Annotated in this window: 12 protein-coding genes; 6 read left to right on the forward strand and 6 right to left on the reverse strand. The window is 46.8% G+C overall.

Annotated elements, in window-relative coordinates:
• Positions 1-2 precede the first annotated feature (2 nt).
• Positions 3-1,529 (forward strand): redoxin domain-containing protein, encoded by a 1,527-nt coding sequence (locus ACLHR0_RS02915; RefSeq protein ID WP_436484591.1) that lies wholly within the window; start codon positions 3-5, stop codon positions 1,527-1,529.
• Between the two features lie 73 nt (positions 1,530-1,602).
• On the opposite strand, the gene ACLHR0_RS02920 is transcribed toward ACLHR0_RS02915, so the two are convergent.
• Both ACLHR0_RS02920 and ACLHR0_RS02925 read right to left on the reverse strand, forming a co-directional pair.
• A complete protein-coding gene (locus tag ACLHR0_RS02920) occupies positions 1,603-3,234 on the reverse strand; it encodes a tannase/feruloyl esterase family alpha/beta hydrolase (RefSeq protein WP_436484593.1) in 1,632 nt (543 codons plus the stop codon).
• Between the two features lie 138 nt (positions 3,235-3,372).
• Positions 3,373-4,407, reverse strand: coding sequence for a LacI family DNA-binding transcriptional regulator (locus tag ACLHR0_RS02925; RefSeq protein ID WP_429045161.1), 1,035 nt, complete (start codon positions 4,405-4,407; stop codon positions 3,373-3,375).
• A 352-nt stretch (positions 4,408-4,759) separates the two neighbouring features.
• Between ACLHR0_RS02925 and ACLHR0_RS02930 the strand changes: the two genes are divergently transcribed.
• From ACLHR0_RS02930 to ACLHR0_RS02950, 5 genes are read left to right on the forward strand one after another with little or no spacing between them, the layout of a single operon-like run.
• The gene (locus ACLHR0_RS02930) at positions 4,760-7,804 is read left to right on the forward strand and encodes a SusC/RagA family TonB-linked outer membrane protein (protein ID WP_436484596.1); all 3,045 of its coding nucleotides are present in this window, start codon (positions 4,760-4,762) and stop codon (positions 7,802-7,804) included.
• A 13-nt stretch (positions 7,805-7,817) separates the two neighbouring features.
• Positions 7,818-9,314, forward strand: a complete 1,497-nt coding sequence (locus ACLHR0_RS02935; RefSeq protein ID WP_429045158.1) for a RagB/SusD family nutrient uptake outer membrane protein — start codon at positions 7,818-7,820, stop codon at positions 9,312-9,314.
• Positions 9,311-10,126 carry a sialate O-acetylesterase gene (locus ACLHR0_RS02940; RefSeq protein ID WP_429045156.1) on the forward strand — a complete coding sequence of 272 codons (816 nt, stop codon included), beginning with the start codon at positions 9,311-9,313 and terminating at the stop codon, positions 10,124-10,126. Before ACLHR0_RS02935 ends, ACLHR0_RS02940 begins: the two co-directional genes overlap by 4 nt.
• Before the next feature lie 2 nt (positions 10,127-10,128).
• Complete coding sequence (locus ACLHR0_RS02945) at positions 10,129-12,114, forward strand: glycoside hydrolase family 2 protein (RefSeq protein WP_436484599.1); 1,986 nt, start codon at positions 10,129-10,131, stop codon at positions 12,112-12,114.
• Positions 12,114-14,393: an FAD-dependent oxidoreductase gene (locus ACLHR0_RS02950; RefSeq protein WP_436484601.1), complete on the forward strand. Its 2,280-nt coding sequence runs from the start codon at positions 12,114-12,116 to the stop codon at positions 14,391-14,393. Before ACLHR0_RS02945 ends, ACLHR0_RS02950 begins: the two co-directional genes overlap by 1 nt.
• 69 nt (positions 14,394-14,462) lie before the next feature.
• On the opposite strand, the gene ACLHR0_RS02955 is transcribed toward ACLHR0_RS02950, so the two are convergent.
• The 4 genes from ACLHR0_RS02955 to ACLHR0_RS02970 are packed head-to-tail and all read right to left on the reverse strand — an operon-like array spanning position 14,463 to position 19,268.
• A complete protein-coding gene (locus tag ACLHR0_RS02955) occupies positions 14,463-15,644 on the reverse strand; it encodes a redoxin domain-containing protein (protein ID WP_436484603.1) in 1,182 nt (393 codons plus the stop codon).
• A gap of 41 nt (positions 15,645-15,685) precedes the next feature.
• Entirely contained in the window at positions 15,686-17,113 is a 1,428-nt protein-coding gene (locus ACLHR0_RS02960) for a PKD-like family lipoprotein (protein WP_436484605.1), read from the reverse strand.
• Positions 17,114-17,133: 20 nt separating this feature from the next.
• Complete coding sequence (locus ACLHR0_RS02965) at positions 17,134-17,838, reverse strand: DUF4843 domain-containing protein (RefSeq protein ID WP_429061467.1); 705 nt, start codon at positions 17,836-17,838, stop codon at positions 17,134-17,136.
• A gap of 14 nt (positions 17,839-17,852) precedes the next feature.
• A complete protein-coding gene (locus tag ACLHR0_RS02970; protein ID WP_436484607.1) occupies positions 17,853-19,268 on the reverse strand; it encodes a RagB/SusD family nutrient uptake outer membrane protein in 1,416 nt (471 codons plus the stop codon).
• Between the last annotated feature and the right edge of the window lie 6 nt (positions 19,269-19,274).

Raw genomic sequence — 19,274 nt, forward strand, 5'->3', positions numbered from 1 at the left:
ATATGAATTGCAGAAAAATGATGACTACCAGCATAGCCTTACTGCTTTCAGGACTGGCGGCCACGCCTGTTGCGGCGCAACAGGCAACCATGAGTGCAGATAAATTAAAAGCGGTGATAACAAAGTATCCTGATAGCCTGGGGGCGCATCGCCAGTTTATTGAAGTATTCCGCAAAAGCATTCCCAACGCATCTTTCCGCAACGGCGATTCCGTTGTATCGTTACTGAAAGACCAATATGCACAATGGGCAAAACGATTTCCGAAGTCGGCAACGGTGCCTTTCGCTATCGGAGAGGCTTATGCCGATGTGGAAAGCCCGAAGGCCAAACCCTACCTGTTAAAGGCAGTAGAGCTGAATCCCAAACTGGCCGCGGCGTGGAAGGACCTGTCTATTGATGCAGATCGCTGGGGCGATCAGGATGGATCGCGGGAATACATGGGGAAGGCATCGGCAGCTGACCCTTCGGATCCCGGCTATGCTTTTTATTATGCCATGGATTTTGAGCATGTTGACGGGCAAAAGTGGCGCACCATGTTGTATGATCTGGCCAAACGTTTTCCACAAAATGAACGCGGCGCCCAGGGTTTATACTGGCTCGGCGCCCGGAGCCGGGATACAGCGGAAAAAATAAAAGTATATGAGCAGCTCCGCGCCGCATACCCGCCTGCAAAATTCAGCTGGTCGGCCGGAGGAATGGAAGACCTGTTTAGCATCTACCTGAAAACAGATGCCCGGAAAGCCGCTGCATTAGCTGCCGCGTTGAAGGGCCAGGAGGGCTGGGGCACAAAAGATACACTGGCTGGAAAAATTATTGCAACCAATACGTATTTGCAGCAGCAGCAATTCAGAGAAGCAGCCGACCTGCTGGCAGGATTGAAATCGCCGCGTTATGGAAGGCAGCAGACTTTCATTACCCTGCTGAAAGCCAGGGCGGAACATGGTATGGGAAATACAAAGGATGCTTACAATGCACTGGCTGCCATTTATGCAAAGGACCCAACAGATGATGTACGGAGTGAACTGGAAGTGTACGGAAAGGCGCAGGGAAAGGATCCGCAACAGATCGATAAAGACATATGGCAGATAAAAGAGCAGACGATTAAACCCGCTCCTCCTTTTAATCTCGGGTTGTATACTTCATCCGGAACTGCTTCCCTGGAAGATTACAAAGGGAAAGTAGTACTGCTCACCTTCTGGTTTCCTGGCTGTGGACCCTGCCGCGGCGAGTTCCCTCATTTCCAGAATGTGATGGATAAGTTTAAAGGACAGGAAGTAGCTTACATCGGTATCAATGTTTCACCGGACCAGGATGATTATGTGTTGCCGTTCATGAAAGGAACAGGGTATTCCTTTATCCCGCTGCGGGCTACCGACGATTGGGCCGCCAAGGTATACAAAGTACGCGGAGAGCCTACTAATTTTCTCATCGATCAAAAGGGACAGCTGGTGTTTACAGATTTCCGGATAGACGGAAGTAATGAGCGGACACTGGAACTGATGATCCGTTCGGTGTTGGACAGAAAATAATTTTAGGAAGGCCGGGAGATATAAATTTTTCCCGGCCCTTTTTTTGTCCGGAAACCTGATTGTGTTAACAGACTTATTTGAGATACTTCTCAGCCGGCATTACTACTCCGCCTCTTTGATGCTCCACGGCTTTGTAGCTGGAAGGATCTCCCGGATCTCCTCCGGTATATTCAGGAAATTGAGGATAAGGATAAACCGGTCGTTGAAACCTGAATGATGAATCGGCGCCGCAACAACCCAAAGCAGCGGCAATAATTTTAGCCGGAGCCACCCCTTCTTCCACCCACTTCACCAGCGCCAGCAAAATATCGTGTTCACTGTCCTGTTTTACAGCGGTCCGGAGATTTTGTCCGAAATCATTGATGCCTGGTCCGCCACCACAATGTCCCATACCCGGTATCAAAAAATACCTGAAAAAATGCTGCGTTTTTTTCAAACTTCCCTGCAGATGTATAACCCGCTCATAGTAGTTAATTGCATCCGGATAGGGAACAAGGGCATCTGCTGTTCCGGTATACATAATAAGTTTACCACCGGCTTTTTTAAAGTTGCCCAGATCCGGATTGTTGGCGTTAAGCACCGGAGCGAGCATGGAGTCTACCACCGCCTGGTGTTTATCAAAATCAAAGCTGCGGTAATCAAAATCAGCGCCCAGCGCCCAGCGGTAAGGATACAACAGGCTCGCAGCTCCTTTTGCGGTTTGCTGAAGTTCCAGTCCGCCTCCGGAGCTTTCAGTTCCGGGAGGGGGCGCAGCATAGATCTGCTCCCTTGTACGTGGATTCACCGGGCCCTGATATATTTTTTTTAAGGCGGTCAACTGCGCTTCGGTCAGGCGTGGGACTTCCTCCTTTCTTCCGCGTTTAAAAAGCTCACCAGGATCGAATCTGGCAAGTCTCGGATCAGTAAGGAAGCTGTCGGATGGCGCCCCGCCATCCTTACCGGCATATGCGGAAACAATCGTTTTTGTAATATACGCCAGGTCCGCCGGTGAATACCTGTTTCCCGGAGTTTCATTGATGGCATTATAGTTTAACAGGAACCCGGTATGTAAATGCGTGCGGTTATTTGCCGGCGCTCCTGCAATGATGCCGTTATAATCGCCGGGATACCGCTGCGCCTCCATCAATGCCTGCTGCCCACCAGTTGAACAGCCCACAAAGTAGGTATGATGCGGCGCCTTACCATAATATGCTTCTACTATCTGTTTGGAAACAACCGTCATCAAATGAGTAGAACGATAACCGAAATCCGCCCATCGTTCCGGGTGATTAACAGCGGAATCCACGCCAGGTGAGGTACCCATGTCTGTATTAGCCGTTGCAAAGCCCTTTTTTATTCCGTTGGCCAGCCTGTCATAAATAATGGTGCCGCCACCTCCGCCATTGCCCGTCCCTAAAAACCTGCCGTTCCAGCTATTGCGGGGCATCCACAGTTGAATTCTTATATTGGATACAGGTGTTGGTTTAAGTGTTATTGCAACGAGGCAAAATGCCGGCAACCGGGTAAATGTTGTTGTTGAACCAACCGGCTGGTAAGGGTCCTCATTGATGTATTGAATATCCGTGATAGTTAACCCTGGTATTTTTAGTGCAAGTATTTTCTGCCGCAGGCTGTCTGTTGCGGTGACAGGATGCATGGCTTCTGCAGTTAGCAAACCCAATAAGGCCATAAGGAATATACCGGTGTGTATAATGGCTCGTAGCATAGCTTTCATAAAATTGTATAACGTGGTGGGTTGCACTATAAACACTGAAGGATGCCGGAACAATTCACGGCACCAGCGTTATTTACTGCACCCAAAATACAAATTCACGGATATTGCCGGATAATTTTTTTGTTGATGTTATTGCGGGAGTCTCTTCGACGATTCCCTTACAATCAACGTTGTTTTCAACGATTTCAGCACTGGTGAGTAGTCTTCTCCCTTTTTTATAGTGTCCAGCAATATAGCTGCTGCCGACCTGCCGATATCTGCTACCGGCTGCTGAACGGTGGTGAGCGCCGGTTCAATCACTTCTGATATAGGATCGTTACTGAAACCAACAATGCCAAGCTCGGAGGGGATATCTATTTTCCGTTTTTTGGCAACCAGCATCAGTTGAATGGCTACCGGATCGTTCACACAAAAAACAGCATCCGGCCGCTGTTTCAGGTTCAGTAACTTTTCAGCGCAATGGATGGCATCTTTTTTTGAGAGATTGCAATGGACAACCAATTCTTCTTTAAAGGGCAGGTGATATTTTTCCAGTGCATCCCGGTATCCTCTTAGCCGGTTATGCGTTATCAGTAATGCAGGCGGACCGCCTATATGTGCAATATTGCGATAGCCGTTTTTAATAAGATGCTCCACGGCTTTAAGCGCTCCCTCGTAATCATTAACAAGCACCTTGGAGGTATTCATCTCATCGCAGATCCGGTTAAAGAAAACCACGGGAATGCCATGCCGCTCAAATGCCTTAAAATGGTCGAATTTTTTGGTTTCCCTTGTCATGGAAATCAACACGCCATCAACCCGGTTTGCCAGTAGTACATTGGCATTGGCTACCTCTGTTTTATATGATTCCTGCGACTGGCAAATGATAACGTTATAGCCCGCCTCCGCAGCAACCTGTTGTGCGCCCATGATAATGGTAGGAAAAAAATACGTCAGGAACTCAGGTACGATAATACCAATGGTGTTGCTTTTACTTTTTACAAGACTTTGAGCCAGCAGGTTGGGCTGATAATCAAGCTGCCTGGCCATTTCTAATACCGCTGCTTTTGTTTGCGGATTGATATCCCCATGTTCATGCAGTGCCCTGGATACCGTAGACTTGGATATGTTCAGCGCTTTGGCAATGTCAACGATCGTGGTCATGTGCTTTTTAAGCTGCCGCATATCCACAGAATTTTCCCCGGGAAGTGTGAAATAGATATTACAATCCTTACAATAATAGCGCTGTTTCCCTCTTACAATACCAGATTTTGTGATCGTGTGTACTTGACTGCACCGGATACATTTTATCATTAAAACAGAAGAATTTTAAATTGGTCGTACTAAATAAAGTGCTTTTGCCCGTTTGTCTGCCACGCTCCCGTTACTCCGTGACTACCGGTATCGTTTGCGGTATCGTTCCCGGTAGATTCTGTTTTCCCGGAAGCTGGAAATTCTTTCATTGTTTAATATTCTTCTCTAACATTGCTTTACCACTTATGACTAATGTTTTATAAAAGTTAAAGACGCTTACGTTATGAAAAAAACAAGCTCCTTGTTTAAATCACGGGATCTTTTCAGGATCCTGCTGCTTGTACCTTTTTCCCTTTTTGCGCTGCCAACAAATGCCCAATCCGTTTTGCCAACCGTTTCAGGCAAGGTAGCGGATGAGAATGGGCAGGCATTGCCGGGCGCCACTGTTGCGGTAAAAGGTACATCAAAAGGAACGGCCACCAGCAGCACCGGCACGTTTACATTAAAAGAGGTAACCTCCAACGCCACCATTACCGTTTCGTTCCAGGGGTATGTAAATACCGCTATTGCAGTCCGCGGCCAGTCATACCTGACAGTGATCTTAAAACCTGATATTAGTAAACTAAGCGATGTAGTGGTGGTTGGCTATGGCACTCAACGCAAAGCGGCATCTACAGGGTCCATCGCATCCGTTAAAGCGGCGGATATTACGCAAACACCTGTTACGAATGTGGCCCAGGGCCTGGCTGCCCGGGTACCTGGCGTACAAATTACACAAAATAATGCGGCCCCGGGAGGTAATATCAGCGTACGTATACGCGGTACCAATTCCATCAACGGCTCCTCTGAGCCACTCTATATTGTTGACGGTATCCAGATCTCCAACAGCGGCGGCGTAAATGATGTAAGCCCTTTATCCACCATCAATCCAAATGATATTGAATCGGTGGAAATATTAAAAGATGCATCCTCCACTGCGATTTACGGCGCCAGGGGCGCCAACGGCGTAGTGCTCATCAGCACCAAACGCGGGAAGAGCGGCGTTACGCGGGTGCAGCTGGATGTTTACCAGGGCGTACAAAACATTACCAAAGAACTCTCAATGCTCAACGCAACACAGTTTGCTCAACTTGAAAATGACGTTTATAATTCCCCGATATACACCGACCCGTCTTCCCTGGGAAAAGGAACCGACTGGCAGGATGTCGTTTACCGCAAGGCCGGCATACAAAACTACCAGGCATCCGTAAGCGGTGGTTCGGAGAAAACACAGTTCTCTTTATCCGGCAACTTCTTCAATCAGGAAGGTATTATTATTTCTTCGGATTTCAAGCGCTATTCTTTAAGGGCAACGCTGGATCATAATATCAGCAAACGCTTTAAAGTGGGTACAAGCCTGGTTAGCAGCTACACCATCAACAATAACATTCCAACGGGTATAAATAATATTGACGGGGCACTTGTAACCCAAAGTATTATAGGCGCCACCCTTGGCGCACCTCCTACCCTGGTGCCATACCGGGAAGACGGCAGCCTTTATCCTTTTGCAGACCAGTTCAATAGCCGTTACCGGGAAATTGCCAACCCGGTTGGGCTGACGAATATCCTTAACCGCAATACCATTAAACGCACGCTCTCCAATGTATATGCGGAGGCTCAGATCATCGACGGGTTAAGCTACCGGGCCTCCTTCAATGCAGATATTGGCAGCACGCTGAACGATTATTATTCACCCCTTAGTATTCTTGGTAAAGCGGAAGTTAATGCCAATTCAGGTGTTGCTTCCAAAGGAAACATCAATACTACCAACTGGTTGCATGAAAGCATTCTTACCTATAATCGCCTCTTTGGAGATCATTCGCTCAAGTTCACGGGTGTGTATGCGATTCAAAGTAATTTATATAACGACAATATCATCAATGCAAACGGCTTTCCGAATGATGCCACCAGCAATGAAGCCGTTCAGCTGGCGGTAAACAGAACAGTACTCAGCAGCCGTACCAAAGAAGCACTCAATTCGTACATGGGACGTATCAACTATGGCTATGCCAATAAATACTTCCTCGACATCACTGCCCGTTATGACGGCGCCTCCAAGTTCGGAGAAAACCACAAATGGGGTTTCTTCCCGGCCATAGCCGGCGCCTGGCGGATCATTGAAGAACCTTTCCTGAAAAACAGCCATTTGTTCAGCGATCTGAAATTAAGGGCCAGCTACGGCCGTACAGGAAACGCCGGAGCCATTGCACCCTACCAGTCATTGTCACTTGAAAATTCCGGAAGTAATTACCAGTTCAATCATATCTATACAGTAGGTATCAGCCCAACAGGTATTCCCAATGCTGACCTGCGGTGGGAGAAATCAACCCAGGCCAATGCGGGTCTTGACATCGGGCTATTCCAGGACAGGCTGACCATTGTGGTGGATTATTATAATAAGGAAACAAAGGACCTGCTGTTTGTGAAGAACTTACCACTTTCTTCGGGGTATAACGCCATCACCGGCAACTTTGCCAGCATCCGGAACAAAGGTGTGGAAATTGCCGCCGATGCCAGGCTGTTTACCGGGAAATTCAAATGGAACGTCAATGCAAATGTTTCTGTAAACCGCAACCAGCTTTTAAGCCTGGAGGGTGGTACAAATGAATACGTGCTGAGTCCCTACAGTGTGCTCAAGGTAGGGCAGCCCCTTGGCATCTTCAAAACCTATGTATTTAACGGCATTTATCAAACCGGCGAAACCGTGATACCAGGCAGCGGGAGCAGAACAGGCGGTGTAAAAGTAGCGGATCTGGACAAAGACGGGCAAATTACCGGGGCGGATCAAAGGATCACCGGCGATGCAAACCCTTCCTATATTTTCGGATTTTCTTCCAACTTCAGCTATGGCCACTTCGACCTGTCGTTCTTTCTTTCAGGCGTGCAGGGCAACAAGATCTTTAACCTCAGCCGCTATACGTTTGAAAACGGTTTGGGGGGAAGAAATGTGTTGTCGGGCATGGTGGACCGGTGGTCGCCCACAAACCCCGGCAATGAATATGCGAGCGGCTTCCAGGGAGGCAGAATACCGGTATCGGACCGTTTTGTAGAAGATGGCTCCTATATACGCATGAAAAATATCACCCTTGGTTATAAACTTCCTGCTGTAAAATATATCACCAACGCAAGGCTGTATGTTAGCTGCAACAATCTTTTCACCATCACCAACTATAGTGGCTATGATCCCGAAGTAAATTCCTTTGGCGGTTCAAACACACAGATCGGGGTTGACAATCTCGTTTATCCCATGGCAAAGTCTTTCATCGTTGGCTTACAGGTTGGTCTCTAAAAAAATGATACTTATGCAAACAAAGAAGAATATACAATTCCTGCTTGCCGGTTTATTACTGATGCTTGTGCAAACATCCTGCAATAAGCTCACAGAAAGCCCTTACTCTTCCATTTTTACTGATAACTTCTATAAGACGGCATCAGATGCAGAAGCAGCGTTGACAGCAGTTTATGGGCCACTTGGCGGTATATATGGCACCGCCGGCACCGGGGCATCAGACTTCAGCGCAGACCAGATCTATCCCCGGCCCGTAGTAGGCAGGGATACCTACACGCTTTTCAGTTATGATCCAAACTATACTACTCAAAAAAGTTTTAACAGGCAGTTTGAATCTCCTCAGCAAATCTGGCAATCCTGCTATCAGGGTATTGAAAAAGCAAACTGGGTTTTGCTGCGCGTACCCGACACCAATATGGATACGGCAAGAAGATCAGTTATTCTGGGAGAAGCATATTATATGCGCGCCTTTTATTTATGGATGCTTACCAAGAACTTTCGTGATATAGTGGTTAAAACAACACCCAGCACTAATATTGATACTGCTATCATTGGCAAAACCATGCAGGCCGATGTCTTTAAACAGATATACCAGGACCTTGAGCAGGCCGTTGCCAAACTGCCTTCCTATTCTGCCAGTATCCAGAAAGGCAGGCCTTCAAAAGAAGTAGCGCTGGCACTGTACGCAAAAACAGCGTTGTATGCACAGGACTGGCCAACCGCACTGGATAAAGCAAAGCAGGTGCTGAATTCCGGCAAATACAACCTGATGCCAGACGTGTTGGATGTTTATAACGTTACCAAGGAGGACGCCGCCAGGCAGGAAAACATGTGGGCGCTTGAATGTGAAAGCACTTCGCCGGGTATTTCTACACAGATTATCAGCTTGTTTGGCCCTAAGAACAGCGACGGGCCGCAATATGCTGCCTCCACTTTTGGCTCTGCATTTGCCTACCAGTCTTTCTTTAACTCATTTAACCCGGCAGACCGCAGGCGGTTGTTGCTGGACACCAATTATATCAACAGGCAGGGAAAGGTAGTGGCACAGAAAGATATTACACCTATCACGCCACAAGGCGTACTGGTTAAAAAATATATGGACCCTAACTCTATTGGTGGAAATGGGGCCGTTAACATCCCTATTCTGCGCCTCGCAGATGTTTACCTGATTGCTGCAGAAGCATCGGCACAGCAAAACGGTCCGTCCAGTGAGGCATATGGCTATATTAATACCGTCAGGAGCAGGGCCGGCCTTCCTGGTTTAACAACCGGACTGGGCAAGGCGCCGTTTGTTGATTCTGTATTGCAGGAACGCAGCTGGGAACTCTTTGGAGAAGGCGACCGCTGGTATGACCTGACCAGGACCAATACTTTTTTACAGGTAATTCCAAAAGCTGTAAATAATGTATTCCCTGTCCGGACACCACAGGCAAAAAACCGTTACTTTCCCATCCCGCTGGATGAGATCAATGCGAACCCGAAACTCGAACAAAATCCTGATTGGAAATGAGATGGATAATAACCGCTGTTTGTTTTCTTACTTTACAGCCTGCATGGGCACAGCATAAAACGCTATTCCTGGCTGCCGGCCAAAGTAATGCCGTTGGCCAGGGAGACAGCACCGCTTCGGTACACTGCACCGCCGGAACTGCTTTTGAATATCGGTTCTCGGGAGATACCCTGCTTGCTTTAAAAGATCCTGCCGGGCATCGTGAACTACAGTTTGAAAAAGCTAACAGCGGCAGCGCCTGGCCGGCTTTCGCAAAAGCCTACCACGACCTCACAGGAAGCCAGGTGGTGATTGTGCCGGCGGCAAGGGGCGGAAGCTCCTGCCACTATAAAGCGGAATTAAATAATTACGGCACCTGGGATAACAGGGGCAGACTGCCTTTGTTCGACAGCGCCATTGTAAAGGCCAGGGCTGCTGCCCGCAAAACAGGCTTACCGGTTACCGGAATATTATGGAGCCAGGGAGAACGGGATGCCAATGCCATTAATGCACAACAGCTTTCTCCGGATGAATATGAGCAACAGCTGACATGGCTGATCAATCAATTCAAAGCGGCGCTTGGTAACCAGGTCAACTTCTATATGATACAAACCGGCCATTACCTCAACCATCCGGCTAAGGGTTTTGATATCGTACGTAAGGCACAGGAAAATGTTGCCCGAAAAATGAAGCATGTATTCATTGTGTACCCTCAAACAGACAGCTTTAAAGAAAAAGGATGGATGAAAGATGAGATACACTATAATCAAACCGCATTAAATAACATCGGAGCAGCAGTTGCAAAACAGGTTGCACTTAAAGGAAAAAAGTAAACATGAAAGGAATATTATTTTGTTTGTTACTGGTCATTCCATTCTTACTCTTTGGACAACGCCGTACTGATAACAGCTTAAACAGTGAATGGAAGTTTGCCGCGGACCCCATAAAAGTGGGGGAAAAAGAACGCTGGCAGGATACATCATTTGCAACCGGCAGCTTTGATAAAGTAAAAGTGCCGCATTGTTTTTCTACAGATACCCGGTACTTCTTTTACACCGGCACGGCATGGTATTTTAAGCAATTTGAAGCCGCTGCACCGGGCGACAATCACGTGTTCCTGAAATTTGACGCCGTTTTCTATAAAACAAAAATATGGCTGAACGGCACACTGGTGGGTACCCACGAAGGCGGCTATACGCCGTTTGAGTTTGACATCACAGCCTTGCTTAAGAGCAGGAATACGCTGGCAGTACAAGTGGATAATTCCTGGGATACCACCACCATTCCCGGCGCTAAAACCCCTGTTCCCTATTCAGCCGCCAATCACCGCCAGTTTTATCCATGGATCAATTACGGCGGCATTACCAGGCCGGTACATCTTGTTACACGGCCTGCTACATATATCAGCAACAGTAAAATCATTGCCATCCCTGATCTGAATAAGGGAGATGCAACTATCAGGATAAAAGCATTTATCAGGAACAACAGTGCAACCGCCATTACCTCCGCAGTGAATGCCGGTGTTTATCGTAATGGTGCAAAAAGCAGTATCCGTTTTAAGCCGCAGCAGGTAAAGGTGGAACCGGACAGCGTTGTTTCGGTGGAGATGACCGCCACCCTGCCCGCATCGGAAGTGGCTTTATGGAGCCCCGACGCCCCTGCATTGTATAGTGCAGCCATTGTTTCCGGTAAGGATACCGTTGAAACAACATTTGGCATCCGGAAAATAGAAGTGAGTGGCACAAAACTGCTGTTAAATGGTGAACCCATAAAAATGGGCGGGTGTAACAGGCCGCTGGATTATCCCGGCTATGGCTCCATGGATCCCAACGAAGTACTGGAAAAGGACCTGACGATGATCAAAAGCGGTGGTATGGAGCTTTCCCGTATTAGTCACTACCCGGTACCGGAAACCATGCTGGAATGGGCGGACAAACACGGCCTTCTCATTATTGTAGAAGCGGGCAACTGGCAAATGACACCCAAACAAATGAACGATCCCCTGATGCGCAATAAGTTCCGGTCACAGATGAGGGAAATGATGGAGCGCGACTGGAATCATCCCAGCGTCATCGCTTATAGTGTTGGCAACGAATTCCAGTCACAAACGGAAGAAGGCAAAGCCTGGGTACGTGATATGAGCAGTTATGTAAAATCACTGGATGACTCACGCCTTATCACCTTCGCCACTATGCTCCTGGGACGTGAGGATATCAGGAAACCCGAAGATGAAGCATCGCAATACGTTGACTTTGTGAGCGCAAATATTTATGGTAATCATTTAAAAGTGCTGCAGCATATACATGCGCTGTATCCTTCAAAACCTGTTTATGTGAGTGAATTTGGCGTAAGAACAGATGCCGTTGGATCTGAAGAAGAGCGGATTGCCTATCTCAAAAAAGCGATGCAGGATTTCCGGCAATGTGATTATTTAATAGGTGCCTCCGTGTGGACCTTCAATGATTATTTCAGCCGCTTCCCCGGCACCAATGCAAACGGATACCGGCCATGGGGGCTGGTAGCGCCAGACAGGACGCTGCGGGGCATGTACACGGCGTGGCAGGAAGAATTTTCTCCGGCAACCATTGAGCTTGTTAATAAAACCGCGGGGCGGGCAGGCATCCGTATTACTGCAAGAAAAGATTTCCCCTCATACACAATGAAAGGTTACCAGTTAAAATGTAACGGAACCTATATACCTGTAAAAACCCTGCATCCCGGCGAGAGCGTGGTGCTTAATGTTGACTTGGCCGGGGAAACAGCCGATGTTGCGCTGATAAAACCAGGCGGTTTTACCATCATCCAAAAAACCCTTAAATAATGATAAGATCAGAAAGCGCGGATAAACGTACATTCCCACTTGTAAAACTAAAGGCCGATCTGATCGTAACGGGCGGCGGACTGTCCGGTGTTTGTTGTGCTGTTACCGCTGCAAGGCATGGGCTGCAAGTAGTGCTTGTACAGGACAGGAGCGTGCTGGGTGGTAATGCAAGTAGTGAAATCCGTTTATGGATCCTGGGGGCCACCTCTCACATGGGCAACAACAATCGCTGGGCAAGGGAAGGCGGCATTGTAGACGAAATACTGGTGGAAAACCTGTACCGGAACCCGGAAGGTAACCCGGTGATCCTGGATGCGATATTACTCGACAAAGTAACCAGTGAACCCAATATAACATTGTTGCTGAATACTGCTGTTTATCATGTAGAGAAACAGGACAGTACAACTATCTCCTCATTAAAAGCTTATTGTAGTCAGAATCAAACGGAATACAATTTAATGGCGCCGCTGTTCTGCGATGCCTCCGGCGATGGTGTAGTTGGTTTCCTCTCCGGTGCGGCATTCAGGATGGGCGCAGAGCCTAAAGAAGAATTTAATGAACTGTTTGCACCAACAAAAACCTATGGCGAACTACTTGGCCATTCGCTTTATTTTTATTCAAAAGACACCGGCAAACCCGTAAACTTTATTCCTCCCTCCTTTGCCCTCAACGATATTACACAGATACCCAGGTTCCGGAGCTTTAACTCGCAGGAGTACGGCTGTAAACTATGGTGGATCGAATACGGCGGACGTATGGATACCGTACACGACACAGAGAAAATAAAATGGGAGCTCTGGAAAATAGTATATGGCGTATGGAACTACATCAAGAACTCAGGCAATTTTCCGGAAGCAGACACTTTAACCCTCGAATGGGTAGGCATGATCCCCGGCAAGAGAGAGAGCCGCAGATTTGAAGGCGATTATATTTTAAAACAGCAGGATGTTGTAGAACAACGCCTGCATGATGATGCCGTAGCTTTTGGTGGCTGGAGCCTCGACCTCCATCCCTCGGACGGTATTTACACTTCCGGACCTGGTTGCAACCAGTGGCACAGCAAAGGCATTTACCAGATACCTTTCCGCAGTCTTTATTCCAGGAATATCCACAACCTTTTGCTGGCAGGCCGTATTATCAGCGCATCGCACGTGGCATTTGGCTCAAGCCGCGTAATGGCCACCAGCGCATATGTTTCGCAGGCATCGGCCATGGCGGCAGTGCTTTGTACCTCGCTGGGATGCACGCCTGCTTCCCTCTATAATAATGGCAGCATTCCGAAACTGCAGCAATTACTGCTGCGCAGCGGACAATATATTCCGGGTGTGCTGTCAAAAGATGAAGAGGATATTGTACAACAGGCAGCTATTACAGCCAGCAGTGAACTGTTGCTTTCGGGACTGGAAGAAGATAGGGCGCCGCTACCGCTTGATGTTTCCGTAGCGCAAATGATTCCGGTAAACGCAGGAAAACTGCCGGCCTTTCAGCTGCATGCGTACAGCGATGAAACAACTACCCTGCATGCTGAAATAAGAACCTGCTCCCGCACAGGCAGTTATACGCCGGATACTTCCATTGCTGCTTTTGAGTTCGCCATTCAGCCCGGCAGGAATTGTATACAGCTGATATCCGGTGCTACTGTTGAACAAACGCAGTATGTATTTATTATGCTTCACAAAAACCCGCTGGTAAAGATCAGCAGGTCAGATAAAAGAATCACCGGTATCCTGTCTGTTTTTAATACGGTTAATCCCGCTGTCTCCAATTATGGCAAACAGGAGGCGCCTGACGGCATCGGCATAGACAGCTTTGAGTTTTGGTGCGCCCAGCGCAGACCGGCAGGACAAAATATTGCGCTCCGGTTTGACACCCCTTTGCAGTCATTTGGCCCTGCCAATATAGGCAATGGCTTTGCAAGGCCTACCACACAACCCAATGCGTGGGTGGCCGATCCTAATGACACAGATCCTACGCTGACCCTGACCTGGAAAGCGCCCAAGCATATTAAAAAATTGATCCTTTCCTTTGATACAGACTTTGATCACCCGATGGAATCTGTGCTGATGTCGCACCCGGAAAATGTGATGCCGTTTTGCGTCCGCAACTATGCCATCTTTGATGAAAATGGTCGCAAGGTGTATGAAAAAAAGGATAACTACCAGACAAGGAACGAGATTGATTTTCCCGACGCCATTGTCACTTCAAGCCTTACCATCAAAACCACGCATCCTTCGGCCAGCACGCCGGCAGCAATTTTTGAAATACGTTGCTTTGAATAAGGTGTTCTGATGTGCGGATGATTACCTGTGAGAAAAGTTCTTTTCTCACAGGTATTTTTTATATCATTTTCAATTAAAAATCTTCTCCAACTCTTTATATAACTGCTCCCCACGTAAACTCTTAGCAATAATTTTTCCACTGGGGTCAATCAGGAAATTTTCCGGAATTGACTGGATCATATATTTGCTCCCGGCTTCATTCTTCCAGCCCTTCAAATCGGAAACCTGTAACCAGGGTAACTTGTCTGCCTTCACCGCCTTCAACCACGCTGCGCGGTTCTCATCCAATGATACGGATAATATTTCAAGGCCTTTTTTATTAAAAGTGTTATAAGCTTTGAGCACATTAGGATTTTCAGCACGGCAGGGGCCACACCAGGACGCCCAGAAATCCAATAGTACATATTTGCCGGCATAATCGGACAGTTTAACGATCTTGCCATCAACACCGGGTTGATTGAACTCAATGGCCTGCTTACCGGGCCCTATTTGTAACCGCTTTCTTTGATCAGCTATTGCACTGATAATATTTTTTGCCATGAAAGATGATTGAAGTTGTTTATCGAACTGCTTCAATTCATTCTCCAGTCCCGTCAGCCCACTTTCTTCGCGGGGTATGTAGTCACTTAAAAGGTACAGATTAACAAAACTGGCAGGATGTGTACTTGTGTATGCTCTCATATAATCAGTATACTTTTCCATCGCTGTTGCTCCTTCCTTTTCGAGGGCGGCAAGTTTCGCTGTATCATTTTTTTTCATGGCTATTTCATATTGCTTTCTTATTTCAGTTCTTCCTGAAATGTTGTTCGCATTTTCAAATAACCCGGTATATTCATCCTGTACTGCAGATCCTTTTATTTGCGGATCCTTTACTGAATTTTCATCCCAACTGTATTTGCCGGTAACGGAGATATTTGAATTTTCAAGAAACATCGCCAGGATGACAGGGGAATTACGCTCTCCGGGCATACAGAAAATATAGGCCATGGAAGGTTCATCAACATTTCCCGTGAAAACAAAACGGCCATCAGTTAGTTTGGCGGAATCCGTTGTGTAGGCGCCGTTACGCACTATTCCTGAAAGGTAAATATATCCTGCTGTAAAGTTCTTCCCTTTAGCATACCCGGCCTTACTCACCAGGCCTTCAATATTACCGGTTAAGGTATACTGTGCATTCTTCACCTGCTGTCCGGATACGGTCAGAGAAAATAATATTAAACCAAGGAAAAAAAATAGTCTATTGCTGTTCATACTTCTGGTAAATAATAGTAAATAAAAAATTATTGCTTATCTCAGTTAGCTGATCTATAACTGAGATTTATAATCTCACCAAACCCGGTGAACTTCTTAACATAGGTGTGATTGATAATATCTCCCAGGTTATCCAGGTCGAAATAATATACTTCCCCCGCGGTTCCTGTGTTAGTTGCCACCACAATTCTCTTACTGGTAAGGGACAACATTTTCAGGTCTTTTATTTTTACGCCATCGGGAAACGTGTATACCATTTTCGAAGAATTCGCCAGTATATCATAGAGATAAATTTTATTATCTGCGGCATAATAAAGATGCTTTACAACACCGGAAGCAGCAAAAGCAGTAGCTTTCTCTATATCCGGACTATTGCCGATCTGCTGGTTTAATGCCGGGGTTGCCCCGTTAAGCGAGTACAGGTAACGGATACCGGCATCATCCTGCATAATAAAGTAGATTTCATCAGATGAAATGACAGACTGCGTTCCATAGCTCCAGCCAATCATCTTCTTTCCAACATCAGCCATATTGAAACCAGCACCCGGAGTCGCAGATACAGGACTTAACATTCTGCCGCCCAACGGAACAGACATAAATCGCCTGTACTTATTATCATAGAATAAAGTGACAGAAGTGGCGGAGTTTATCACAACCGGGAAAAGGGTATAATCACCTGTTAATCTTTCAGAATAAGGCTTCAACACATCCTGTGGATAAAACACAGGTCCGATGCCGGCATACAGTCCTCCGTCAGCAACAATATACTGATCGTAAGGTATTTTATTCATGGCATACGCGCATGAAGCAGTAAATTGCTTCGGCTCCGGAAAAATATCTGCTGTAGTACCATTCTGAATAAAATCGTCGGCATTAAACCTGTAAACACCCTGGTCGGTAAAAAACATCACCAGCGCAAGATTTGCATAAATACTGGTAATACCGGCACTGACCCCCACGGCCTTTCCAGGGTAAGTGGTCTTGTTCACATCTTCCGCCGGAGAAAAAAACACGGAATCGTTTGCCCGGATAAAAGACAACCGCGCCTTCCCGTCCTGGTTTGCAGCCACCAGCCACCCCTCATAAAATGCTCCGTTTACAGTAAGCGGATACAACATAAAAGAAGATATACCTGTCTTCACACTTGTTACAGTATATATCAGGTCATATGACCCTGGTGACAGTTTAACTGCCACTTTCAGGTCCTTCTTATCAGATAATATCACGGCATCTTCCCCTACCATATAGGCTTTCCACTCATAAGTATAACTATCTCCTGAAGGCATGGACTCTGTCAGTTGTGTTTGAATACTGAGTGTATCCAGTTGTGTTATCACAAATGAAGAATCAGCTGTTTTGATCGAAACCGTATTTAGTTTATCATAGACAAACCGCTGATTATCCTTCTGACAGGAAGCCCAGGCCAGCGCCAATATTGCGAGGAATGCTCTGAATATATAATTACGCATGAATTTAATTTTGAGTTGAACTAAAAGGTGACCTCGTTACCGGATTCATCTATCATTGGCCCATTGACGGCTTCATATTCAGCAAGGGCATTTTGTAATTTAACCGGCAAATTGTAGTAACCATCCACGCCGATTGCATCGTAAGAAAAATCAGAAAGGCCGGTAACCTGCACCATAAACCTGAACTTACGCTCACTGAATGCTCCGAATGCACTCTCCACGTCGTCCCAATAAGAAGGTTTAATGATCTTGTTACTCACGTCAATGATAATTTTTTCGAGGCTGGTTGTTCCTCCGATCTCACGCCCTGTAGCGCCTACCTGGAAATCTTTACCCGGTGCAACCTGGGCAACAAGCCGGAAAGTGGTGGTAGTCATCTCCGGTGAATTCAACAGTACCACAGGATACAGCACCGTTAAAGCGCCGGCCGGCAACGTAATTTCCGGTAGCTCATAGTCTTTACCCTGCCTGGCCGTTGACCCCGCGCCCGCTGTTACGGAAATAACCCGGGGATAGTCAGCTGCCGCACCTACCACACGCATTTTAAGAAAAACGGTATCCCTGTTTTTGGGAACCGGGGAATACGCAAAAGAATAATTGAGGCTGTCTACTTCATACTCATCTACATAAAATGTAATCCCGTCGGGACCTTTATAGGTTGATACATTCTCCTTTTTACAGGCTGCCATCAGAAACAATATGCTGAGAAATAACAGGTACTTCATAAAAACAGGATTTATCAGTTGTAGTTAGGATTAAATTCCAGTTCAGACGCGGGTATAGGAAGCGCATACTTACTAAGCGGAATCTCAGCAGTCATAAACAGCATTTTGGTTACCTTTTTCCGTTTATAGTAAAAGAATAGCTGCCCTTCCGCGTAAAACTCTTTCTGATATTCTTTAGTGATTTCTTTCTCCAGTGTTTGCGGGGTAATGGTACCCGCCTGAAGCTCAGGCAGCGCCCTGTTTCTCCGCACTTCATTCAGATATCCGGCGCCTTCTTCCGGTGTTACAGCCGCTTCTGCCATGATATAGTACATTTCAGATAAACGAATGGCGGGTACATGCTGATCCAATCTGTTTGAATCCAGTGTATTAAACTGATATGTCTGCCAGAATTTAGAAGGAAAGGGGACGCCTCCGTCCTGTTCAATACGGTAAAGAAATCTGAAATCAGTGGCCCCGCCTGCTGCAGTTTCATAAAGTGTATTAAAGTTGGCGGCACTTCTTGTCAGCTTTATGTTGGCGCTTCCGTTAAAGCGGAAATATTGTTGTTCTGCCCAGTTCTTTATATTGCGCACACGGATACAAAATATCTCTTCATCAATATAAAGACGATCCCGGTAACCTGCAGTGGATGAAGCGGCATAAGGGGTTACAAACGGGAATTTACCGGAGGTCACCACCACGGAAGCCGCCTGGAAAGCTCCCTGTTTGTCTCCTGCGTAAATACGGATCCTTGCCTCCAGGGCCTTTACAGCAAAATAATTCATCCTGATACGCCTGTTCTGTGAACCTGTTAAAATGGGATCAGCATCTTTCATCAGATCTGCTGCCTCGCTAAGATCTGCGAGCGCCAGTGTCACTACTTCTGATGTAATGGAAGGTATTTTTGCGTATTGGTCAGCAGTGGTTTTATAGGGGATGGCCTTAATCGCTGCGCCTGCGGTATACTCAGGACCAAACATCCGCAATACTTCAAAGTGAAGGAATGCCCTGAGTGCAAGCGCCTCTCCCCGTATAAGCGCATAGCTGCTGGCAGAGAGAACATCCTTTCTTTTTTCAGTGTTGACAATGATCTTGTTTACACCGGCGATGGCAGCATATGCCGTATCCCAGATATTGTTGGTATATCCAATTACCTCTGCAGATGCAAAGTTCAATGCCCGTGTTTGAACAAATGGGGCGCCGGCTCCGGACACTGCGTAGTTTTGTGCCAGTGCCGATACAAATCCCATTGACAGGTTATCGCCATATAACGCCCGGCTGGCCAGCTGGGAATATACGCCGGTAAGCGCCTGTTGGAAACCAATTTCAGAAGCGAACAGCTGATCTTCCGAAATAACGGATTTAGGCTTTACGTCCAGGAATTTTTTACAGCTGCTGAACCCCCAAGATGCGACCAGGCATATTATTATAGTCAAGCTCTTTTTCATATTCAT

This window comes from Chitinophaga sp. ARDCPP14 (genome assembly GCF_051362515.1).
Classification (GTDB): Bacteria; Bacteroidota; Bacteroidia; order Chitinophagales; family Chitinophagaceae; genus Chitinophaga.